At 68.5% G+C, this 21,212-nt stretch carries 19 protein-coding genes, 1 pseudogene and 2 riboswitches; of the genes and pseudogenes, 18 read left to right on the top strand and 2 right to left on the bottom strand.

Translation table 11 applies throughout. The features are described 5' to 3' along the window. Positions 1–90: 90 nt before the first annotated feature. From AC1DXI_RS17975 to AC1DXI_RS17930, 10 genes are all read left to right on the top strand, one after another. On the top strand, positions 91–987 hold the full coding sequence (locus AC1DXI_RS17975) for a flagellar motor switch protein FliM (protein ID WP_476939739.1): 897 nt from the start codon (positions 91–93) through the stop codon (positions 985–987). Beyond that, on the top strand, positions 984–1,706 hold the full coding sequence (fliN, locus tag AC1DXI_RS17970; protein ID WP_018775802.1) for a flagellar motor switch protein FliN: 723 nt from the start codon (positions 984–986) through the stop codon (positions 1,704–1,706). The genes AC1DXI_RS17975 and fliN overlap by 4 nt, the downstream gene beginning before the upstream one ends. Next, positions 1,707–2,312 (top strand): flagellar biosynthetic protein FliO, encoded by a 606-nt coding sequence (gene fliO / locus AC1DXI_RS17965; protein WP_476939738.1) that lies wholly within the window; start codon positions 1,707–1,709, stop codon positions 2,310–2,312. After that, a complete protein-coding gene (gene fliP, locus AC1DXI_RS17960) occupies positions 2,309–3,175 on the top strand; it encodes a flagellar type III secretion system pore protein FliP (RefSeq protein ID WP_476939737.1) in 867 nt (288 codons plus the stop codon). The genes fliO and fliP overlap by 4 nt, the downstream gene beginning before the upstream one ends. Continuing rightward, positions 3,172–3,447 carry a flagellar biosynthesis protein FliQ gene (gene fliQ, locus AC1DXI_RS17955; RefSeq protein ID WP_018775799.1) on the top strand — a complete coding sequence of 92 codons (276 nt, stop codon included), beginning with the start codon at positions 3,172–3,174 and terminating at the stop codon, positions 3,445–3,447. Before fliP ends, fliQ begins: the two co-directional genes overlap by 4 nt. Before the next feature lies 1 nt (position 3,448). Beyond that, positions 3,449–4,207, top strand: a complete 759-nt coding sequence (locus tag AC1DXI_RS17950; RefSeq protein ID WP_476939736.1) for a flagellar biosynthetic protein FliR — start codon at positions 3,449–3,451, stop codon at positions 4,205–4,207. Beyond that, positions 4,207–5,295, top strand: coding sequence for an EscU/YscU/HrcU family type III secretion system export apparatus switch protein (locus AC1DXI_RS17945; RefSeq protein WP_476939735.1), 1,089 nt, complete (start codon positions 4,207–4,209; stop codon positions 5,293–5,295). Before AC1DXI_RS17950 ends, AC1DXI_RS17945 begins: the two co-directional genes overlap by 1 nt. Positions 5,296–5,368: 73 nt before the next feature. Next, the gene (locus AC1DXI_RS17940) at positions 5,369–7,417 is read left to right on the top strand and encodes a flagellar biosynthesis protein FlhA (protein ID WP_476939734.1); all 2,049 of its coding nucleotides are present in this window, start codon (positions 5,369–5,371) and stop codon (positions 7,415–7,417) included. Then, positions 7,395–8,666 carry a hypothetical protein gene (locus AC1DXI_RS17935; RefSeq protein ID WP_476939733.1) on the top strand — a complete coding sequence of 424 codons (1,272 nt, stop codon included), beginning with the start codon at positions 7,395–7,397 and terminating at the stop codon, positions 8,664–8,666. The genes AC1DXI_RS17940 and AC1DXI_RS17935 overlap by 23 nt, the downstream gene beginning before the upstream one ends. Before the next feature lie 9 nt (positions 8,667–8,675). Further along, positions 8,676–8,924 (top strand): carbon storage regulator, encoded by a 249-nt coding sequence (locus AC1DXI_RS17930; protein ID WP_018775795.1) that lies wholly within the window; start codon positions 8,676–8,678, stop codon positions 8,922–8,924. 14 nt (positions 8,925–8,938) lie between these two features. Here the strand turns inward: AC1DXI_RS17930 and flgN are convergent, their stop codons facing one another. Further along, a complete protein-coding gene (gene flgN / locus AC1DXI_RS17925) occupies positions 8,939–9,454 on the bottom strand; it encodes a flagellar export chaperone FlgN (protein WP_476939732.1) in 516 nt (171 codons plus the stop codon). Positions 9,455–9,706: 252 nt separating this feature from the next. On the opposite strand from flgN, the gene AC1DXI_RS17920 reads away from it, so the two are divergent. Then, positions 9,707–10,516 (top strand): sigma-70 family RNA polymerase sigma factor, encoded by an 810-nt coding sequence (locus AC1DXI_RS17920; RefSeq protein WP_476939731.1) that lies wholly within the window; start codon positions 9,707–9,709, stop codon positions 10,514–10,516. 167 nt (positions 10,517–10,683) lie between these two features. Beyond that, on the top strand, positions 10,684–11,187 hold the full coding sequence (locus tag AC1DXI_RS17915) for a Dps family protein (RefSeq protein ID WP_476939730.1): 504 nt from the start codon (positions 10,684–10,686) through the stop codon (positions 11,185–11,187). Positions 11,188–11,209: 22 nt separating this feature from the next. On the opposite strand, the gene AC1DXI_RS17910 is transcribed toward AC1DXI_RS17915, so the two are convergent. Next, entirely contained in the window at positions 11,210–12,808 is a 1,599-nt protein-coding gene (locus AC1DXI_RS17910) for an MFS transporter (protein WP_476939729.1), read from the bottom strand. A 67-nt stretch (positions 12,809–12,875) separates the two neighbouring features. Between AC1DXI_RS17910 and AC1DXI_RS17905 the strand changes: the two genes are divergently transcribed. The 6 genes and pseudogenes from AC1DXI_RS17905 to AC1DXI_RS17880 form a co-directional block, all read left to right on the top strand. Then, a complete protein-coding gene (locus AC1DXI_RS17905; protein WP_026266834.1) occupies positions 12,876–13,415 on the top strand; it encodes a TetR/AcrR family transcriptional regulator in 540 nt (179 codons plus the stop codon). Positions 13,416–13,646: 231 nt separating this feature from the next. Beyond that, positions 13,647–13,745: riboswitch (glycine riboswitch) on the top strand. 1 nt (position 13,746) lies between these two features. Next, a riboswitch (glycine riboswitch) is annotated at positions 13,747–13,861 on the top strand. Between the two features lie 39 nt (positions 13,862–13,900). Continuing rightward, on the top strand, positions 13,901–16,783 hold the full coding sequence (gene gcvP / locus AC1DXI_RS17900) for an aminomethyl-transferring glycine dehydrogenase (RefSeq protein WP_476939728.1): 2,883 nt from the start codon (positions 13,901–13,903) through the stop codon (positions 16,781–16,783). A gap of 12 nt (positions 16,784–16,795) precedes the next feature. Beyond that, a complete protein-coding gene (gene gcvT / locus AC1DXI_RS17895) occupies positions 16,796–17,959 on the top strand; it encodes a glycine cleavage system aminomethyltransferase GcvT (RefSeq protein WP_476939727.1) in 1,164 nt (387 codons plus the stop codon). Positions 17,960–18,503: 544 nt separating this feature from the next. Then, on the top strand, positions 18,504–18,887 hold the full coding sequence (gene gcvH / locus AC1DXI_RS17890) for a glycine cleavage system protein GcvH (protein WP_476939726.1): 384 nt from the start codon (positions 18,504–18,506) through the stop codon (positions 18,885–18,887). Further along, positions 18,884–20,206 (top strand): serine hydroxymethyltransferase, encoded by a 1,323-nt coding sequence (glyA, locus tag AC1DXI_RS17885; RefSeq protein ID WP_476939725.1) that lies wholly within the window; start codon positions 18,884–18,886, stop codon positions 20,204–20,206. The genes gcvH and glyA overlap by 4 nt, the downstream gene beginning before the upstream one ends. Before the next feature lie 159 nt (positions 20,207–20,365). Next, a pseudogene (locus tag AC1DXI_RS17880) lies at positions 20,366–21,205 on the top strand (serine dehydratase beta chain); the annotation flags it as partial. Between the last annotated feature and the right edge of the window lie 7 nt (positions 21,206–21,212).

Genomic DNA, 21,212 nt, shown 5'->3' with positions numbered 1-21,212 from the left:
GTTTTCGCCTGTGTTTTGCCTGTGTTTTGCCTGTATTTTGCCTCCGGCGGATTGCTTACGCCGCGGCTTCCCTTGCCGATAGTGGCAACCGTGAGTGTTCTGGATGAGCGGGAAGTGGCACGGGAGCGGACCGTCAGCGTCTATGACTTCCGCCGTCMCGCGACGCTCGCGCGCGAACACAGCCGGGTGCTGGAGCTCGCCTTCGAAACCTTCGCCCGCCAGTGGGGCACCCAGCTCACCGCCAAGGTCCGGGTCAAGTCCGTGGTGCGCCTGGAAGACGTCAGCATGCTCAGCTACGACGAGTACGCCGCCTCGCTGCCCGCCGTCACCGCCATGGTCCTGTGCACCGTGGAGGCCCACGATTCCAAGCTCGTGGTGCAGTTCCCCGGCCCGGCCGCCCTCGGCTGGGTTAACCGCATGCTCGGCGCCTCCAACGATTCGCCCATGCCGGACCGCAAGTTCACCCAGATCGAGCAGGCGCTGATCAAGGGCCTCATGGACGAGGCACTCGAAGACCTCGGTTATTCCCTGGGCCCGCTGCTCAGCGAGGCCGTCCGGGTGGACACCATCCAATACAACTCCCAGTTCGCCCAGGCCGCCGCACCCAGCGAACTGATGATCGTCGCCTCCTTCACCATGAGCGTCGGCGACGTCAACGCCCCCGCCACCCTGGCCGTTCCGGCCGGCATCCTGCTGGGACGGCTCAAGAAGGTCAACCCGACCGACTCCCGCGAAGACGCGGCCGCCCGCGTCAGCGCCCAACTGGAGCAGGTCCCGGTGGAACTCTCGGTACGGCTCTCGACGTCGTTCGTTACCCCGAGCCAGGTCCTGGGCCTCGCCGTCGGTGATGTCCTGACCCTGCCGCACCTGGAGAACCGGCCCTTTGACCTCACCCTGGACGGAACCCGGCTGGCCACTGCCGCCCCGGCCCGCAACGGCTCCCGCGCGGCCGCAGTAATTGTCACAATCGAGGAGAACCAACGATGAGCATCACCCTGACCAAGCACGAAATGTCGGCGGAACGGCTCGTCGAGGAGCTGCCGAGCCCGGTGGCCCTGAAGGTTGTCGCCCTGGTTCCCGCCCGGTCCGCGGCGGCCTACGCCCGGCAGGCGGTCACGGCGACCTTCGTCGGCGCGGTGACCGCCGACCTCGCCCTCATGCTCAGCGACCGCACCTTCCTTGACGAGGCCGCCGGCGCAGGCTCCCAGCTGGGACACGTCTCCGTGACCGACGTGCTGCGCCCCGCGATGGAAAGCGCCAGCTCAGTCTTCGGGGCCGGTGTCCTGTCCGACCTGCGTGAATCCGACGTCTCCGGGCTCCTCTCGGATCCCGACACGGCCGTCTTTGAACTCTCCGATGGCAGCAACGCCGCGGCCTGGTTTGCCGTCCGGCTCCGCGAACACGGCAACAGCCAGGAACGCGGCGGAGACCTGTTCGCCGGCGGAGACACCGTGGCCGGCCGGCTCGGCCGGATCAACAACATTGAAATGGCCCTGACCGTGGAGATCGGACGCACCCGGATGTCGGTCCGGGACGTGCTGTCGCTGGAACCGGGCAAGATCATCGAACTGGACCGCTCCGCCGGCGCCCCGGCCGATGTCCTGCTCAACGGCCGCCTGATCGCGCACGGCGAAGTTGTGGTCCTCGACCAGGACTACGCGGTGCGGATCACCCGGATCCTCGACGTCGCCGAGGGGCTCAGCTGAATGGACGCACTGATCCTCGGGCTGCGGGTAGTCGTGGCCCTGGGCGCGGTGCTTGGCCTCATGTGGTTCCTGCAGCACCGGCTGGGCAAAGGCACCGGACGGCGCCGGGCTGACCGCGCCTTGACCATCGTCAGCCGGCAGAGCCTGGGACAAAAAGCCTCCGTGGTGGTGGTCGACGCCGCCGGGCAGCGCTTCCTCCTGGGCGTCACCGAGCACGCCGTCAACGTCCTGCACACCGGGGACATCCCGCCCGAACCCGAAGAAGTCCCCGTCCCCGGCACCAGCCGCGGCCTCGGGGATTTCGCCCGGATCCTCGCTGAGACCAGCCCGCTCGCCGGCAACCACTTCAGCGGCCAGGCCAGGGCCGCCATCGACGGTTCGGACGACGCCGACGACGCCGACGATTTCGCCGACGGCCCGGACGGTGTCCGGGACCTGCCGCCGTCCCGCCGCAGCTCCCTTCACCGGAACCCCCCGGCCCGCGGCCACGCCGGCCGTGGCAGCGCCGGCGGCGCTTCGGGCCATCCGCCGCTGCACGGCTCCATCCTGGCCGGCTCCACCTGGAAGCAGGCTGCCGCCGCGCTCAGGAGCGGACGCCGCAATTGATCTTCCCGCTCCCCACCAGCACCACCCGCCCGCGAACAGCTGGCGCAAGGCCCCTCAGGCTCCTGGCCCTGGGGCTCGCCGCCGTGCTCTTTGCCGTCCTCCTGCTGTGGCTCAATGCCTCGGCAGGCCACGCCGCACCCATCGACCCTGTTGCGCCGGTGCCGCCGACCGACCCCGCCAATCCCGACGGCGGGAACGTCAACATCCAGATCAATGGGATGGACGGGAAACCTTCCACCGCCGTCCTGACCCTGATCGGCATCACCCTCCTGGCCGTTGCGCCCTCGCTGCTGCTGATGATGACGTCCTTCACCAAGATCTTTGTGGTCCTGGCAATGACCCGCAATGCGCTGTCCCTGCCCTCCATCCCGCCGAACCAGGTCCTGGCCGGGCTGGCCCTGTTCCTCTCGATCTTTGTGATGTGGCCCGTGATCAACGAGATGAACACCCTCGGCATCCAGCCCTACCTCAACGGCACACTGGACTTCAACGGTGCGGTCAGCGCCGCGTCGGGTCCGTTGCAGCACTTCATGCTCGCCCACACGCGCGAGGAGGACATCGCCCTGATGTCTCGCGCCGCCGGAGCCGAGAACCCGGCCACGCCTGAGGCCGTCCCGCTGCAGACCCTCATCCCGGCGTTCATGATCGCCGAACTCCGTGCCGCGTTCATCATCGGTTTCGTCATCTTCATCCCGTTCCTCGTGATCGACCTCGTGGTGTCCGCGGCCCTGATGTCCATGGGCATGATGATGCTCCCGCCGGTCATGATCTCGCTGCCCTTCAAAATCCTGCTCTTCGTGCTCGTGGACGGCTGGGGCCTGATCATCACCGCGCTCGTCCAGAGCTATGCGGGTTCGGGATGAACGCCAACGCGGTCCTGGACATCTGCCTCCAGGCCATGATCGTGGCCGCCAAACTCTCCGCGCCCGTGCTGGTCACGGCGCTGGTGGTGGGCCTGGCCATCTCCCTGCTGCAGTCCATCACGCAGCTGCAGGAAGCGACCCTGTCCTTCGTCCCGAAGGCTGCCGCGGTGGCCGTGGCCCTGATTGTCTGCGGACACTGGATGATTTCGGAGATGGTCGCCTTCACCAACGACCTCTTCGCGAAGATTCCGTCCCTGCTCGGAGGCCTGTGAGGTGGGCATCCCCATCGACCCGGCCTGGCTTGAAGTCCTGCTGCTGGCCACGGTCCGGATGACCGCCTTCCTGGTCGTGGCACCGCCCTTCTCGCACCATGCCATTCCCGGGCGCGTCAAGGCCATGCTGGGGCTGGGCCTGGGCCTGGCGGTGACGCAGCGCCTGGCCGGCGGCTACACGCCCCGGGACACCGCCGGGTTCGTCACCGGTGTGGTCCTGGAGCTCGTCACCGGGCTGGTCCTGGGCTTCCTGGTCCTCGTCATCTTCTCCGCCATCCAGTCCGCCGGCAGCCTGATCGACCTGTTCAGCGGGTTTCAGATGGCCCAGGCCTACGACCCCCAAATGATGGTCAACGGTGCACAGTTCACCCGGCTCCTGCAGATGGCGGCGCTGGCCCTGCTCTTCGCCTCTGACGGCTACCAGCTGGTCATCACCGGCCTCACCGGCAGCTTTGCCGCCCTGCCGCTGGCCGGGGGGATCGACCTGGCCCAGCCGGTGCAGGCCATGATCGCGGCCGTGTCCGGCATGTTCCTCGCCGCCGTGCAGATCGCCGGCCCCCTCCTGGTGGTGCTGTTCCTTGCCGACGTCGGGCTCGGCCTGCTGACCCGCGTGGCGCCGGCCCTGAACGCATTCTCCCTCGGCTTCCCGCTGAAGATCCTGCTCACCCTGACGCTGGCCGGCTTCATGTTCCTGGCCCTGCCGCGGATCGTTTCCAGCCTCGCCGGGCAGGCGGCCAAAGCCGTGCTGGGGGTGGGCTGATGGCGGATTCACAGGAAAAGACCGAGCAAGCCACCGAGAAACGGATGCGGGAGGTCCGCTCCAAGGGCCAGCTGTCCCGTTCCCAGGACCTCACCGCTTGGCTCGGCGTCGGCGCCGCCGCGCTGATGCTGCCCAGCACGGTGGACCGGGCCGCCAACGCCGCCACGGACCAGCTCTTCAGCGTCCGTGGAATCGTGTCCGCCCCCGACCCCGGCAAAGCCGTCCGGGCGCTGGAAGCCGGCTTCGCGTCCATCGCCGGGATCGTTGGACCCCTGCTGATCGTCGTGTTCCTGGCCGTCCTCGCCGGCTCGGCCCTCCAGGGCGGTGTGCACCTGAAGAAATTCAGGCTCGAATTCGAACACTTCAACCTGCTCGGCGGGATCAAGCGGCTGTTCGGCGCCCAGGCCGTGTGGGGCGGGCTCAAGGCGCTGCTCAAGGCAAGCGTCGTGGGGCTGGTGCTCTACACCGTCGTGCAGGGACTGGTTCCGGTGCTGCTGACCGCCGGCGGACTGCCCGTCGCCGGGGTAGTGCAGGCCGCCGCCGGCGGGATAGCCGCCCTGGTCCAGTTCGCGGTGGCCGCCGGAATCGTTCTGGCCGCGGCCGACTTCTTCGTCGTCATGCGGCGCAACCGCAAGAAGACCCGGATGTCCAAGAAGGAAGTCCAGGACGAGAACAAGAACAGCGAGGGCGATCCGCTCATCCGGTCCCAACGCCGGGCGCGCCAGATGGCCATGAGCCGCAACCGCATGATCGCCGCGATCGGGGACGCCGACGTCGTCCTGGTCAACCCGACGCACGTGGCGGTGGCCCTCAAATACGAGCCCGGCAAGTCCGCGCCCCGCGTGGTGGCCAAGGGCGCCGGCCACGTGGCTGCGAGGATCAGGGAAGAGGCCGAGGAAAAGAACGTGCCCATGGTCCAGGACATCCCGCTGACCAGGGCCCTCCACGGGGCCTGTGAGCTGGGGGACGAGATCCCGGTGGACTTCTACCGGGCGGTGGCCGGCGTCCTCGCGTTCGTCATGGCGCTCAAGGCCCGGGGCGCCGCCGCCGGGATGCACCGCATGGCCACCACGGTAGCCACCGTATGAAACACGGCAGGCACCACAGCGTGAAACACGGCACGAAAACTTCGGGAATCAGCGTCTGTGAAAGGACAGCACCATGAACAACAGGCTGAACCGGCTGGTGGTGCCCATCGGCATCGTGGGGATCGTGCTCCTGCTGGTGGTTCCCGTACCCGCGCCGCTGCTCGACTTCCTCATCGTCTGCAACATCCTGCTGGCACTGCTGGTCCTGCTGACCAGCATGTTCGTCAAAAAGCCGCTGGACTTCTCGGTGTTCCCGTCCCTGCTGCTGGTGGCGACGCTGTTCCGGCTCGGCCTCAACGTCGCTTCCACCCGCCTGGTCCTGGGCAACGGCTACGCCGGGCAGGTCATTGAAGCCTTCGGCAAGGTGACGGTCGGCGGCTCCATGATCATCGGCGCCGTCGTGTTCCTCATCCTCGTGGTGATCCAGTTCGTCGTGGTCACCAAGGGCGCCGAGCGCGTGGCCGAGGTGGGCGCGCGCTTCACCCTCGACGCCATGCCCGGCAAGCAGATGGCGATCGACGCCGACCTCAACGCCGGACTCCTCACCGACACCCAGGCCCGGGAGCGGCGCGCCGAAGTCTCTGCCGAGGCCGACTTCTACGGTGCCATGGACGGCGCCTCGAAGTTCGTCAAGGGCGACGCCATCGCGGGCATCATCATTATCATCATCAACTTCGTCGGCGGCATCGCCATCGGCATGGTGCAGCGCGGCCTGGAAATCGGCGACGCCCTGAACACGTACGGCCTGCTGACCATGGGAGACGGGCTCGTCACCCAGATCCCGGCACTGCTCATGGCCGTCTCCACGGGCATGATCGTGACCCGGTCCAACGCCGAGTCGGACATGGGCCGGACTGCCTCCACGCAACTGCTGCAGTCACCGAACGCGCTCATGATCGCCGGCGTCGCCGCCGTCGCCATGGCACTGATCCCCGGCATGCCGCCGATCCCGTTCGTCGTCGTCGGCGCCGGCCTGTTCATCGCCTCCCGCCGGACCGCGGCAAGCCAACAGCTTGCGGAAACGGTCCGGGAGGCTGAGTCGACCGCGCTGAACTTCCCGGAACAGGATCCCAACGAGAAGCTGCTGGAAGACATGCGCATCCACCCCGTGGAGATTCTGCTGGCACCTGACCTGGTGGACATGGTCTCCGGCGCCTCCGATGACCTCCTGGCCCGGGTCCGGTCCCTGCGGCACAAGATCGCCATGGAACTGGGCCTGGTCATCCCGCCGGTGCGCACCCGGGACAGTGTGGACCTGCCGCCGGCGACGTACGCCATCCGCATTGCCGGCGTGGAAGCCGGCCGCGGCACGGCCCCCAGCGGCCAGATGCTAGCCCTGGGCGAGAACCTGGACTCGCTCCCGGGCCCGGCGATGATCGAGCCCGTGTTTGGGCTCGCCGGGAAATGGATTCCGGGGGAGATGCGCCACAACGCCGAAATGACCGGGGCCACGGTCATCGACCGGGTCTCCGTCCTGGTCACCCACCTGTCCTCGATCGTCGCGTCGAACGCTGCCCGGCTGCTGTCCCGCGAGGACGTCCGCGTGCTGACCGAGGGCGTGCGCAAGCAGAGTCCCTCCGCCGTCGACGAACTGACCCCGGCGCTGCTCTCCCTCGCCGAGCTGCAGCGCGTCCTCCAAGGCCTGCTGGATGAACAGGTGCCCATCAACGACCTCGCCCGGATCTACGAGGCCCTCACGCTCCGCGCCAAGATTTCCACGGATCCGGAATCGCTCGTGGAAGCCGCCCGGCAGGCCCTGGGCCCTGCCCTCACGGCCAAGTTCATGGACGGCCCGGTGCTCAACGTCATCATGATCGACCCCGTCCTGGAACAACACATGCTCGAGGACATGCGGCCCGCGGAGGGCGGCAGCCAGATCGTCATGGGCCAGGAACGGCTCGACGACGTGCTGCGCTCGGTGCGGTCCGCCGTCGACGCCGCGGCCGCCGCCAACCGCCAGGCCGTGCTCGTCTGCGCCCCCGCGCTCCGGCCCGCCATCTACCGCCTCGTCGGCGCGCAGCCGGGATCCGTGCCCGTGTTGTCCTACCGCGAGGTGACCTCCGCCAATGTCCGGATCGAAACAGTAGGAGTGGTGCGCCATGCCGAACCGCTATCGGCTTAAGGGAGCCTCGCTCGAGGAAATCCGCCGCAAAGCAGAACAGCTGTACGGTCCGGCGGCCCGGATCGTGTCCGCCGAACGCGTCAGCAGCCCCGGAATCGCCGGGCTCTTCGCCCAGGACCGCTACGAGGCCATGATCGAGATCCAGTCCAAGCACGAGGTCGTCACCGGCGAGGTAGTGCCCGACGCCGACATCCTGGCCGGGGCCGAACCCGACTCGGTGACTGGTGGTCCCGCCAGGGAGACCGCCGCCGGAGCGGCTTCCGCGGGCACTGTTACGGGCGGCGTGCCCCCCGCCGGGAAGTACGACGCCGGAACCGCGGCGGCAGCATCGGCCCCGCCGGCGGCCCGGAACTCAGCGCCGACGGGCCCGGCCGGAGGGCCGGCACGGCCCGCCGCCCCGTCCCATCACCTGCAGGGCGCCGCCATCGCCGCACTCCTGGAAGAAGCGGACGCCGCTGAGCTGAGCCTGCACCGGCCCGCTCCCGCCGGTGTATCCACCGAATCGCGGGACTTCGCCGAGCTGCTGGAACAGCTCGGGGCCGGGCTCCGGACCCCGGCAGAACCGGCGCCCGCCCCCGGGCAGGCCGCCGCCGCGAGCCCCGCGCACCCGGCCCCCGCCGCCCGTAACTCGGCAGAACCGGCGCCCGCCGCCGTCGGGAGCCCCGCGCACCCGGCCCCCGCCGCCAGCACCGCCGCCGCGCCGGGCAGGGCTGCGGATGCTCCGGCTCCGCTGACCGGCGTCGGCGATCTCGTGGTCCTGGTCGGGCTGGGGGAGGACGCGATGGATGCCGCCCTGGCCATGTCCATGGCGTCCGGGGGCGCCGATGTGCGGACCGCCGGCGAGCTCTCCGCCTATGGCCACCTGCACGTCGACGGACGTCAAAGCGCCACGGCCGCGCGCGCCCACGCCGTGGTGACGGAGCGCACCGTCCTGGTCGCGTTCGGACTGGGCAAAGCCCGCAACGCCCTGGCCCGGGTGCAGTCAGTGGCGGCGCTCTCCGCCGACCAGGTCTGGGTAGTAGTCGACGCCGGACGCAAGCACGAGGACACGGCGCGCTGGGTCGGTGTGCTCTCCGCCCAGCTCAACGTGACCGCTGTGGCGGTGGTGGGCGCGTCGGAGACCGGGTCACCTGAAAGCGTCAACGGACTGGCACTGCCCGTGGGCTGGATCGACGGGCGCCCCGCCGGGCCGGAACCGACATGGCAGAACCGGCGGGAATCGTACGATGCTCCCCGGGCCGAAGGGTAGATTGAGAAGATGCTGGTACTTACACGCAAGCCGGGCGAACAGATCATGATCGGCGACGGCATCGTCATCACTGTTCTGGAAGGCCGCGGCGACGGTGTTCGGATAGGCATTGAGGCGCCCAGGGGTGTGCCGATCCAGCGCCGGGAAGTCATCGAAGCCATCGCGGCTGCGAACCTCGCGGCGGCGGAAGCGGGCCCGGACGCCGAGGATGCGCTGCGCGGACTCATGCCACCGCGCGCAACTCCCGCCGACGGCTGAGGACCCGCTCCGGATCAGACGTGGTCCCCGCCGAGATACTGGGCCAGAAGCGGCTGGGCTGAACGCCGGACCACGGCCAGGGACCGCTCCAGGTTTCCGCCCGTGGTCAATTGGTCCAGCAGCCCGGCCGTGCCCGCCGGGCCGGGGCGTCCCGGCATCGGGAGGTTCCGCAGTGCCTCCTCGTTCACGCTGGAAGCCTCGCCCAGCCGGGCCAGGAGTGTGTGCAGCGTGTCCAGATGCTCGCGCAGGATCTCGGGCCAGGGCCCGGCGGGCGCGGCCGCAACCAGTTCGACGAGCGTGGTCTGTGCCGGCAAACCCCATTCGGCCGCCACGGCAGCAGATTCGACGCTCCGGGCCAGGGCCTCGAAGCGTAGGCGGTCCAGCACGGTTTCAATCTCGGAGGCCATGAAGTTCAGCCATTCCAGATTCCCGGCCACGACATGCAGACGCTGCGTTTCCAGCCTGAAGAGGAGCAGCTCCAGCTGCCGCCGCTCCTGCCACAGTGCCGCGGAGAGATCACTTGCGCTCATGGGCCCCATTCTCTTTCCGCCCTGTGAATCACAGCTTCGGGGCGGTCACCGCATTTTTCGCACAGCTTTTCCCTGAGGGTACACGCAGATCTTGGAACAGGTGATAAGTTTCCTCCATGGGTGCTGCGCCCTACTTGCGAACGCTGACTCCTATGGGGGGAGCACCGGTCGGTTTTGGGTGCGGCTCTCGGCGTTTTAAGGGTCGAGGACCCTTCGGATCCGGTCTCATGGGGGGACACAGTATTGAATCGCGTGGAACGCAACGAGATGGTCACGCAGCACCTTCCGCTGGTGGGGTATCTCGTCTCAGATTTGTGCTCGAAGGCGTCACACCTTTCTCGCGATGATTTGGCTTCAGCCGGCGCTATTGCCCTGATCACCTCGGCCGATTCGTTCGATCCAGGCCTCGGTGTGCCGTTCGGTGCTTTCGCGCGCAGGCGCATCCTTGGTGCCTTCGCGGACGAGATGCGGGCCAGCGACTGGGCCACCCGATCCGCCCGCCGGCGGATCAAGGAAACCATGTCCGTGCAGGAAACCCTGGCGTCGGCCCTGGGCCGCACCCCCACTGTGGACGAGATCGCCTCCGCCCTGGGTGTCCAGCAGAGCGTTGTGGAGGCCGCGCTCGCGGATGCCTCACGCACATTGACGCCCCTCGACGAGGCCGTCGTGGATACCTTGGCGGCCGAAACCCTGACGCCGGAACACTCTGTGCTCGCGGACGAACGGCTCCAGTACCTGCGGGCCGCCGTGAAATCCCTCCCGGAACGGATGCGCTACGTGGTGGAGGAGATCTACTTCGGCGACCGGACGGTCAAAGACCTCGCCGCGGAACTCGGATCCACGCACGCAGCGGTGTCCCAGCAGCGTTCGGAGGCCATCCGGCTCATGCGTGACGGCCTGACCGCCCACTACGCCGACGACCCCGAGCAGCCGTTCCAGCCCCAGTCCCGGATCACCCCGAGGCGGCGCAACGACTACCTCACCCAGCTGTCCGATTCCACCTCCGGCGGCATCACACGGGCCGTGTTCCCCCGGGGGCCCATCCTCAACGAGGCCGTCTAAACCGCCCCAAAAACGGTTAGTAAGCCGACTTAGTAAGCTGACCGAGAAATTCCTCCCAGAACCGTCGCGGCCCGGCGCCGCCCTGCGGTAGCGTCGGAAGCATCGGCCGGGGTGCCAGCAAGCGGCACGCGCGGCCCGCACGGCACCGGTTCTATCGAGGAGGATTCATGAAAGCATCACCCACATTGACGACCAACCTGCAGGCAGTCCTGGTGGACCTGATCGAACTCCACGTTCAGGGCAAGCAGGCACACTGGAACATCGTCGGGACCAACTTCCGGGACCTTCACCTCCAGCTGGACGAGATCATCGACGCCGCCCGGGGATTCGCGGACGACCTCGCCGAGCGCATGCGTGCCCTCCACGCCCTCCCGGACGGCCGAAGCTCCACGGTTTCCAAGTCCACCGCACTGGCCGAGTTCCCGGCGGGCCTGATCAACACGAAGGACGCCATCGAGCGGATTGTCGCCGCGCTTGAGGCGGCCGTCGGCACCATGCGCAAGGTCCATGACGAAGTGGACGAGGAAGATCCCACCACCGCGGATCTGCTGCACGAGTTCATCGCCAAGTTTGAGCAGTACGCCTGGATGGTGAATGCCGAGACCATGCGGGCCGGCGCCGGGTATCCTCCCGGCGCCGGACGCTCGTGTTTAAGCGGCGGAACCCCGTGACGCTGACGGCGGCCGCTGAGCCCTATTTGGCCTTCGGCACCGACCGTAGGACGACGGCGGCCAGGACACAGGCCCCGGACATCAGGACCAGCGCAATTGACGCCGTGACGTGCACGCCCGAGTCGAAGGCGGTGCGCGCGGCCGCCGTCACGGCCTCCGCCAGAGGCGCCGGCAGCATCCGGGCCAGATCCACAGCGCCGGCCAGGGTTTCACCGGCCTGGCTGGTAGCCGCGGCCGGGGCGAGCTCGGACACGCCCGCGGGGAGCCGGAGATTGCCCTGGTAGGAGGCAGTCAGGATTGAGCCGAGGATCGCCGTTCCCAGCAGGGACCCCACTTCGTAGCCGGTCTCGGAGATGGCGGCGGCGGCCCCCGACTTGTCGGCGGGCGCGGCGCCCAGGATCAGGTCATTGGAGATCGTCTCCGCCGCGCCGACCCCCAGGCAGAGCACCAGCAGGGCGGCAAGGAGGAGCGACGGGCCTTGGCTGTGGTCGCCGAATGCCACCAGGAAATAGCCCGCCGCGCTCAGCAGCAGGCCGCCGGCCACCACAAAGCCGGGCCGCACCTTGCGCACCAGCGGGACCACGAGCAGCCCTGCTACGACTGTGGCGATGAGGGCCGGGACCATGGCGACGCCGGACGCCGAGGGGGACTGGCCTTCCAGCAGCTGCAGGTGCTGGGCCAGGAAGAGAATGAAGCCATTGAAGGAGAATAGTGCCAGGACGTTGGCCACGATGGCCGTACTGAAGATCCGGTTGCCAAACAGGCTGACATCGAGCATCGGCGCGGTGCTTTGGTCTGTCCTGTGGGCTGCACTGTGGCCTCTGGCCAGGTTGCGCTGCCGCCGGATGAACACATACCCCATGAGCAGGCCGGTTCCGATGCTCGCGAAGGCCTCGGGAGCAGGCCCGTGGGTGGCGAGGGACTTGATCCCGTAGACCACCGGCACCATGACCAGCAGGGACAGGACAATGCTGGGCACGTCCACCCGGCCCGGCTGCGGGTCGCGGGATTCCGGGATCAGCGCCGGGCCGAGCAGCAGCAGGGGCAGGATGATCGGTACCGCGACCAGCAGGACGGCGCCCCACCAGAAGTGTTCCACCAGCCAGCCGCCGGCAATCGGGCCGAGGGCGGCGCCGCCGGAGAAGCCTGCGGCCCAGATCGCCACGGCCAGCCTGCGCCGGTTGGGCTGCGGAAAGATGTTCCGGATCAGTGACAGCGTGGACGGCATGAGCATGGCGCCGAACAGGCCAAGCCCGGCGCGGCCGGCGATCAGCCATTCGGCGCTCGGCGCGAACGCCGTCACGGCCGACACCGCGGCGAAACCCGCGCTGCCGACGAAGAGCAGCCGGCGCCGGCCGATCCTGTCGCCCAGGGAGCCCATCGCAACCAGGAGCCCGGCCAGGACCAGGGGATAGGCGTCGACGATCCAGAGCAGTTCGACGCCGGAAGCGGTCAGGCTGCTGGCGATGGCCGGCAGGGCGAACGTGAGCGCGGTGTTGTCCACGGCCACGAGCAGGACGGGGAACATCAGCAGGGCCAGGGCGACCCAGTCACGCCACGGTGCCCGGGGGGCGGTGGTCGCCGGAGTGCTGGTGGCTGGGGTGATCGATGCGATGCTCATGAACGTAACTATACCGTCTGGACGGTACAGTTAAGAAATGCGCGGCCGGACAGGCATGATGGGAGGCATGCCCAGGAAACCCGTCGCCCGCGAGGCCGTACTCGATGCCTTCGAATCCCTGCTCATCGAAGTCGGCGAACGCGCCGCGACGCTCGACGCCGTCGCGCGCCGGGCCGGCGTCTCCAAGGGCGGCCTGCTCTACCACTTCCCGACCAAGGAGGCGATGATCGCGGTCCTGCTGGAACGGCTGGACCGGCTTCTGGCCGCGGATGTTGCGGCCATGGCGGCAGCCCCCGAGGGGGCGGCGGCATACTTCATCAAGTCCTCGGTGTGGGCGGACACGCCTATGGACCGGGTCTTCGTGGCGGCCACGCGGCTCGCCGAGGTGGCACACGGGGAAACCCTCCGCCGCTTCGCCGCCGGCCAGGCGAGCTGGCTGGAACTGCTGGCGGCCGACGTCGGGCCAGCCATGGCGAAGGCCGTCCTGTACATGGGGGACGGGCTGTACTTCAACGCGATGCTGACCCGCGGCCCCGGCGGGCCCCTGCCGGAAGTCGAAGCGGACGTCCAGGGCCTGCTGGCCGCCGTCGAGCGCCTGCGCGGCTGACGCCCCCCCCCCGAGCCCAGCCACCCCCGCCGAAGTCGCCGGACGCCTCCGGGCTCGCCGGAAAGTTGCGGCGACCCCGGACGTTTCCGGCGAATTCGCGCCGCCGGATTTCCCGGCGGGCGGCTCGACGGCCGTAACCTGGGTCCGCCGCCGGGAGGGAGTTTGCGGACGCGCGCCCGGCATAGGACAATGAGAGCTGTGACTGTTGTCACCCCCAATTGAATACGCCTTTGATCTGCGGCGGGAGAGTCCTGCAAGTAGGTACAAGCAGGCGCCGTAGGAGCAAACCCTCCCCAGGAATCTCTCAGGCCCATGTACCGCCGCGGCAAGGCATCTCTGGAAAGTAGCAGGCGTGTCCCAGACATGCTGTGCTCACCGACGGTGCAAGCGGAGCCTTGAAACGCAGGCTGCGCGGAAACTCTCAGGTCCAATACAGAGCGGGGAGGAACCCGAATCAATGTGGCGTACCCTGCGCCGCCTGAGTTATGGAGTTCCTTGTGACTGTTACCCCAGCCTCCACGTCCTTCGTTGACCGGCACATCGGCGCGCGCCGCCAGGCCGACGTCGACGCCATGCTGAAGGCTGTCGGCTACGACACCGTCGACGCCCTGGTGGACACCGCCGTTCCGAAGGATATCCGTCAGGACGCCGACCTCGCGCTCGCCGCGGCCCTGAGCGAGGTCGAAGTCCTCGCCGAGCTGCGCAAGCTGGCGTCGAAGAACAAGACCGCCGTGCAGATGATCGGGCAGGGCTACTACGACACGCTCACCCCGCCGGTGATCCGCCGCAACATCCTCGAAGCCCCGGCCTGGTACACCGCGTACACGCCCTACCAGCCGGAGATCTCCCAGGGCCGGCTCGAGGCGCTGCTGAACTTCCAGACCATGGTCCAGGACCTCGTCGGCCTGCCGATCGCCAACGCCTCCCTGCTGGACGAAGCCACCGCCGTCGCCGAGGCCGTGCTGATGATGCGCCGCGCCAACAAGAACAAGGCCGCCCACGACGGCAAGACCGTCCTGGACGCCGACTGCCTGCCGCAGACCATCGCGATCGTCAAGGGCCGCGCCGAAGCCCTCGGCTTCGAGGTCGAGGTCGCCGACCTCTCCAAGGGCCTGCCCGACGGCGTCATCAACGGCGTCGTCCTGCAGCAGCCGGGCGTCTCCGGCCGCGTGTTCGACCACACCGCCGTGATCGCCGACGCCAAGGAACGCGGCGCCCTCGTCACCGTCGCCGCAGACCTCCTCTCCCTGACCCTCATCACGTCCCCGGGCGAGCAGGGGGCTGATATCGCCGTCGGCTCCGCCCAGCGCTTCGGCGTGCCGCTGTTCTTCGGCGGCCCGCACGCGGCCTACATGGCCGTGCAGAAGGGGCTCGAGCGCTCCATGCCCGGCCGCCTCGTGGGCGTCTCCAAGGACAACGCCGGCGTCCCGGCCTACCGCCTGGCCCTGCAGACCCGCGAGCAGCACATCCGCCGCGAGAAGGCCACCTCCAACATCTGCACCGCCCAGGCCCTGCTGGCCATCGTGGCTTCCTTCTACGCCGTCTACCACGGCCCGGACGGGCTGAAGGCAATCGCCCAGTCGGTCCACGTCCACGCCAAGACCATCGCCGCCTCCCTGAAGGCCGCCGGCCTGGACGTGCTGCACACCTCCTTCTTCGACACCATCACCGTCTCGGTGCCGGGCCGGGCAGCAGAGATCATCGCGGCAGCCGACGCCAAGGGCGTCAACCTGCGCGCCATCGACGCCGACACCGTCGGCATCTCCGCCGATGAGGCCACGACGGTGGGAGTCGTCGCCGACGTCATTGCCGCGTTCGGCGCGTCCGTGACAGACACCACTGAAGGCTTCGGCCTGGACCCCGCCGTCGAGCGCACCTCCGACTACCTCCAGCACCCGGTGTTCAACACGCACCGTTCCGAGACGCAGCTGCTGCGTTACATCCGCCGCCTCTCGGACCGTGACCTGGCCCTGGACCGCACCATGATCCCGCTGGGTTCGTGCACCATGAAGCTGAACGCCACGGCCGAGATGGAAGCCATCTCCTGGCCGGAGTTCGCCTCGATCCACCCCTTCGCCCCGGAATCCCAGACCGCCGGCTGGCGTGAACTGATCGAGGACCTCGAGGCCCAGCTGACCGAGATCACCGGCTACGACCAGGTCTCCATCCAGCCCAACGCCGGCTCCCAGGGCGAGCTCGCCGGGCTGCTGGCGATCCGCGGCTACCACTTCTCCCGCGGTGACGAGCAGCGCAACATCTGCCTGATCCCGGCGTCCGCGCACGGCACGAACGCGGCCTCCGCCGTGCTGGCCGGCATGAAGGTCGTGGTCGTGGCCACCGCCTCCGACGGCACGATCGACCACGCGGACCTGACCGCCAAGATCGAGCTGCACAAGGACGCCCTGTCCTGCATCATGATCACCTACCCCTCCACGCACGGGGTGTATGACGCCGACGTCCGCGAGGTCTGCGACGCGATCCACGCCGCCGGCGGCCAGGTCTACATCGACGGCGCCAACCTCAACGCCCTGGTCGGCCTGGCCCAGCCCGGCATGTTCGGCGGCGACGTCTCGCACCTGAACCTGCACAAGACCTTCTGCATCCCGCACGGCGGCGGCGGACCCGGCGTCGGCCCGGTCGCGGCCAAAGCCCACCTGGCCCCGTTCATGCCGGGCAACGCGGCGGACCCGGCCAACGGCGCCGACGGCACCCCGATCTCCGCCTCCCGCTACGGCTCGGCCGGCGTGCTGCCGATCTCCTGGGCGTATGTGAAGCTCATGGGCGGCCGCGGCCTCACCGAGGCCACCAAGTCGGCCCTGCTGGCGGCGAACTACATCGCGGCCCGCCTGAACGACTCCTTCCCGGTGCTCTACACCGGCGAAGGCGGCCTCGTGGCGCACGAGTGCATCCTGGACCTGCGCGAACTCACGGCCAAGACCGGCGTGACCGCCGAGGACGTGGCCAAGCGCCTGATCGACTACGGCTTCCACGCCCCGACCCTGGCGTTCCCGGTGGCCGGCACCCTGATGGTGGAGCCCACCGAATCCGAGGACCTCGGCGAGATCGACCGCTTCATCACGGCCATGGTCGCCATCCGCGCCGAGATCGACCAGGTGGCCCACGGCGACTTCACCGTGGAGCACAGCCCGCTGCGCAACGCCCCACACACGGCCGCCGCCGTCATCAGCACCGACTGGACCCGCGAGTACCCGCGCGAACAGGCCGTCTTCCCGGTCCACACGCTCAAGCAGGACAAGTACTTCCCGCCCGTCGGCCGCATCGACGGCGCCGCCGGGGACCGCAACCTGATCTGCTCGTGCCCTCCCCTCGAAGCCTTCGAAGACCACACAGACGACTCCGCCAACTAAGGACAGCCAACGATGACTGAGAACTGCACGGCACTTTACGAAGAGCACAAGAAGCTCGGCGCCTCCTTCACGGACTTCGGCGGCTGGCAGATGCCGCTGAAGTACAGCTCCGAACTCGCCGAACACCACGCCGTCCGCAAGTCCGCGGGCCTGTTCGACCTCTCCCACATGGGCGAAGTCTGGGTCACCGGCCCCGACGCCGCCGCCTTCCTGGACTATGCCCTCGTCGGCAAGATCTCCGCGATGGCGATCGGCAAGGCCAAGTACTCGCTGATCTGCAACGAGGACGGCGGCATCATCGACGACCTCATCACCTACCGCCGCCCCTCAGCAAAAGATGACGAACAGAAGTTCCTCGTGGTCCCCAACGCGGGCAACGCCAAGGTAGTCGCCGAGACCCTCGCCGAACGGGCTGGGTCCGGAAAAGACGGCGGGTTCGACGTCACCGTCCGTGACGCGTCCGCCGAGACCTCGCTGATCGCCGTGCAGGGACCCAAGGCCCAGGAGATCCTGCTGCGCCTGGTCCCCGCCGCGCAGCACGAGCTCGTCACCGGCCTGAAGTACTACGCTGCAGTGGATGTCCCGTTCATGTTCGGCGGAGCCAGCCAGGACCTCCTGCTGGCCCGCACGGGTTACACCGGTGAAGACGGCTTCGAAATCTTCGTCGCGAACGACGACGCCGCCGCCCTCTGGCAGGCACTCGTCGCCATCGCCGAGGACGGCGAGCTGACCCCCGCCGGGCTCGCGTCCCGCGACTCGCTCCGCCTCGAGGCCGGTATGCCGCTCTACGGCAACGAGCTCTCCCTCGAAGGCGATCCGTTCGCCGCCGGCCTGGGCCCCGTCGTCGCGCTGTCCAAGGAAGACGACTTCATTGGCAAGGCTGCTCTCGCCGCCAAGAAGGAAGCCGGCGCCGGCGCCACCACGGGCCGCAAGCTCGTCGGGCTCAAGGGCCTCGGACGCCGGGCCGGCCGCGGCCACTACCCGGTCCTCAAGGACGGCAACGTCGTCGGTGAGGTCACCTCCGGCCAGCCCAGTCCGAGCCTCGGTTACCCGGTCGCGATGGCCTACGTCGACGTCGAATTGACCGAGCCCGGCACCGCCGTGGACATTGACCTCCGCGGCAAGGCCGAGCCCTTCGAAGTGGTCGCACTGCCTTTCTACAAGCGCGTCAAGTAGTCCACCGTGGCCGGGGCCATGGCTGGCTCCGGCGCCGGTCGGCTGGATTTTCACGCGTGCTCGCTCGTTTGACCCGCCGTCCCCCTCGCCTCGCAAGCTCGGCCAGGGAACCCCGACGGCGGTCACTCGCTTAGACGCACGCTTCCGAAAACCCAGCCGACCGGCCCCTCGAGAACACCTCACCTCCCGTACGAGGCGCCCTTTGAAGCGCCTTCGAAAGCCAAAGGTGCTGGGGATGAACCGCCTGCCGCGGGTTGGCTTGTCCCAACGGTGCGCCACGCAAGCTCGATCATTGGGGGTTGAGCTTGATGACACCCTTGAAGCCAAGAAGCAGCCCGGCTCTAGAAGAATACGAAAGGCCACGGTTTCTTCCCGGAGAACAGGTGGCCCCGAAAACTGAACTGAATAGCGGCGGGTGAGGGGATTCCGGAAGCGTGCGTCTAAGCGAGGAACGAGCGAGCACGCGGAGGAATTGCCTCACCCGCCACCCAACCCAGCCACAATTGTCGTGGCCCACGACTTTTCAAACGTAAAGGAAAAACACATGGCAAAAGTTGCCCCTGAACTGCAGTACTCCGACGAGCACGAGTGGGTTGCGCGGGAGGCCGGGAACGTAGTGTCCATCGGCATCTCCGCTGTCGCCACCGACGCCCTGGGCGACATCGTCTACGTGGACCTGCCCGAGGTCGGCTCCGCGGTGACCGCGGGGGAGACCTGCGGTGAGGTCGAGTCGACCAAGTCCGTCTCGGACCTCTACGCCCCGGTCACGGGCGAGGTCACCGAAATCAACACGGCCGTCGTCGATGACCCCGCGCTGATCAACAGCGACCCGTACGGGGCCGGCTGGCTCTTCAAGGTGGCCGCCGAGTCGGACGGCCCCCTGCTCTCGGCCCAGGAGTACGCGTCCAAGAACGGCGGCGAACTGTGAGCGCCGCGACGGGTACCGTCGCGTTTGAGCAGGTCGTTTCCCCGAGTCTGGACGCGGACCTGTCCGCGCTGGATCCGGAGATCGCCGCGCGCATCGACGCCGAACTCACCCGCCAGCGGGACGGTTTGGAGATGATCGCCTCGGAGAACCACACCGCCAGGGCCGTGATGCAGGCGCAGGGTTCGGTGCTGACGAATAAGTACGCCGAGGGTTACCCGGGCAAGCGCTACTACGGCGGCTGTGAGCATGTTGACGTGGTGGAGCAGCTCGCGATCGACCGGGTCAAGGCCCTGTTCGGCGCCGGGTACGCGAACGTGCAGCCGCACTCGGGCGCGCAGGCGAACGCTTCGGTGATGCATGCCCTGATCCGGCCCGGGGACACCATCATGGGCCTGAACCTGGCGCACGGCGGGCACCTCACGCACGGGATGCGGATCAACTTCTCCGGCCGGCTCTACAACGTCATTCCGTACCAGGTCCGTGAGGAGGACCACCGGATCGACATGGCCGAGGTGGAGCGCCTGGCCCAGGAGCACAAGCCGGCGCTGATCGTTGCCGGCTGGTCCGCCTACGCCCGGCAGCTCGACTTCGCCGAGTTCCGCCGGATCGCGGACTCGGTGGGCGCGTACCTGATGGTGGACATGGCGCACTTCGCCGGACTGGTGGCGGCCGGGCTGCACCCGTCCCCGGTGCCGCACGCCCACGTCACCACCTCCACGACGCACAAGACCCTGGCCGGTCCGCGCGGCGGCATCATCCTGTCCAACGACGCCGAGATCGCCAAGAAGATCAACTCGGCGGTGTTCCCCGGGCAGCAGGGCGGCCCGCTGGAGCACGTGATCGCCGGCAAGGCCGTGGCCTTCAAGATCGCCGCCTCGGAGGAGTTCAGGGAACGCCAGGAGCGGGTGCTGGCCGGTGCCCGGATCCTGGCCGAGCGGCTGGTCCAGCCGGATGTGACCGCGAAGGGGATCAACGTGATCTCCGGCGGCACCGACGTGCACCTGGTCCTGGTGGACCTGCGCCACTGCGAGCTCAACGGGCAGGAAGCCGAGGACCGACTCGCGGAAATCGACATCACCGTGAACCGCAACGCCGTGCCGTTCGACCCGCGCCCGCCGATGGTCACCTCGGGGCTGCGGATCGGCACCCCGGCGCTGGCCACCCGCGGTTTCGGCGAGGCGGCCTTCGCCGAGGTTGCCGACATCATCGCTGAGGCCCTGATCGCCGACGCCGGCGCGGACCTCTCCGGTCTGCGCACCCGGGTTCAGGCCCTCGCCGCCGCCCACCCGCTCTACCCCTCGGTTGATAACCTCGCCTAGGCGACGTAAGACTGAAGAAGGCACGACGCGCGGCGGGCCGCGGCCATAAGCCGCCGCCCGGCGTCGTGCCTCCGGCGGAACTGCCGCCTACCGGCGCCCGCACCGCCTTCCGGCAAGACCCTCTGCCGGGCCACAGCAAGACCTAGTTAGGAACCGACAATGGCTGTTGGAGTCTTCGACCTCTTTTCCATCGGAATAGGGCCATCCAGCTCGCACACCGTGGGGCCCATGCGGGCCGCCGCCCTCTTCGCCGAGGAACTTAAAGCCTCCGGGGACCTGGACACGGTGGCGTCGCTGCGCGTGGACCTCTACGGCTCCCTGGCCGCCACGGGCCACGGCCACGGCACCATGACCGCCATCCTGCTGGGCCTGGAGGGCTTCCACCCCGAACTGATCCTCCCCGAAGAAGTCGAGGACCGGCTCGCCGCGATCGCCGAAACCGGCACCCTGCAGCTGGCCGGCTCCGTCGCCCTGCCGTACGGGGTGAAGGACATCGTCCTGCGGCCGCTGACCATCCTGCCCCGGCACACCAACGGCATGACGTTCACGGTTTCCGGCGCCGACGGCGAAGTCCTGCACACCGCCACTTTCTTCTCCGTCGGCGGCGGCTTCATCGTCCGCGAAGGCGAAGAGGACGCCGCGCTCAAGGAACTCGACGAATCCAAGAAGGAACTGCCGCTGCCCTTCCGCACCGCCGCGGAACTGCTGGGCCGCTGCCAGTCCAAGGGCCTCTCGATCGGCGAAATCATGTTCGTCAACGAGCGCGCCTCGCGCACCGAGGCGGAGATCCGGGAAGGGCTGCTGCACATCTACTCGGTGATGGAAGGCTGCGTCGAGGTCAGCCTCAAGCGCGAAGGGCTGCTGCCCGGCGGGCTCAAGGTCCGCCGCCGCGCCCCGGACTGGCACAAACGGCTCATGAAGGAAACCCTCGGCCAGGACCCCGACTACCGGGACCCGAAGTACTGGCAGGAATGGGTCAACCTGATCGCCCTGGCCGTGAAGTGAA

This window comes from Arthrobacter sp. P1_H7 (assembly GCF_056405215.1).
The sequence above is the reverse complement of the archived record's forward strand: the minus strand, read 5'-3'. Positions and strand labels throughout refer to the sequence as shown.

What these genes read in the sequence shown, in the direction of transcription:
- fliN (WP_018775802.1), top strand. Translation starts at nt 984, where the DNA reads ATGAGCATCACCCTGACCAAGCACGAAATGTCGGCGGAACGGCTCGTC.
- fliO (WP_476939738.1), top strand. Translation starts at nt 1,707, where the DNA reads ATGGACGCACTGATCCTCGGGCTGCGGGTAGTCGTGGCCCTGGGCGCG.
- fliQ (WP_018775799.1), top strand. Translation starts at nt 3,172, where the DNA reads ATGAACGCCAACGCGGTCCTGGACATCTGCCTCCAGGCCATGATCGTG.
- AC1DXI_RS17945 (WP_476939735.1), top strand. Translation starts at nt 4,207, where the DNA reads ATGGCGGATTCACAGGAAAAGACCGAGCAAGCCACCGAGAAACGGATG.
- AC1DXI_RS17940 (WP_476939734.1), top strand. Translation starts at nt 5,369, where the DNA reads ATGAACAACAGGCTGAACCGGCTGGTGGTGCCCATCGGCATCGTGGGG.
- AC1DXI_RS17935 (WP_476939733.1), top strand. Translation starts at nt 7,395, where the DNA reads ATGCCGAACCGCTATCGGCTTAAGGGAGCCTCGCTCGAGGAAATCCGC.
- AC1DXI_RS17930 (WP_018775795.1), top strand. Translation starts at nt 8,676, where the DNA reads ATGCTGGTACTTACACGCAAGCCGGGCGAACAGATCATGATCGGCGAC.
- flgN (WP_476939732.1), bottom strand. Translation starts at nt 9,454, where the DNA reads ATGAGCGCAAGTGATCTCTCCGCGGCACTGTGGCAGGAGCGGCGGCAG.
- AC1DXI_RS17915 (WP_476939730.1), top strand. Translation starts at nt 10,684, where the DNA reads ATGAAAGCATCACCCACATTGACGACCAACCTGCAGGCAGTCCTGGTG.
- AC1DXI_RS17910 (WP_476939729.1), bottom strand. Translation starts at nt 12,808, where the DNA reads ATGAGCATCGCATCGATCACCCCAGCCACCAGCACTCCGGCGACCACC.
- AC1DXI_RS17905 (WP_026266834.1), top strand. Translation starts at nt 12,876, where the DNA reads ATGCCCAGGAAACCCGTCGCCCGCGAGGCCGTACTCGATGCCTTCGAA.
- gcvP (WP_476939728.1), top strand. Translation starts at nt 13,901, where the DNA reads ATGGAGTTCCTTGTGACTGTTACCCCAGCCTCCACGTCCTTCGTTGAC.
- gcvT (WP_476939727.1), top strand. Translation starts at nt 16,796, where the DNA reads ATGACTGAGAACTGCACGGCACTTTACGAAGAGCACAAGAAGCTCGGC.
- gcvH (WP_476939726.1), top strand. Translation starts at nt 18,504, where the DNA reads ATGGCAAAAGTTGCCCCTGAACTGCAGTACTCCGACGAGCACGAGTGG.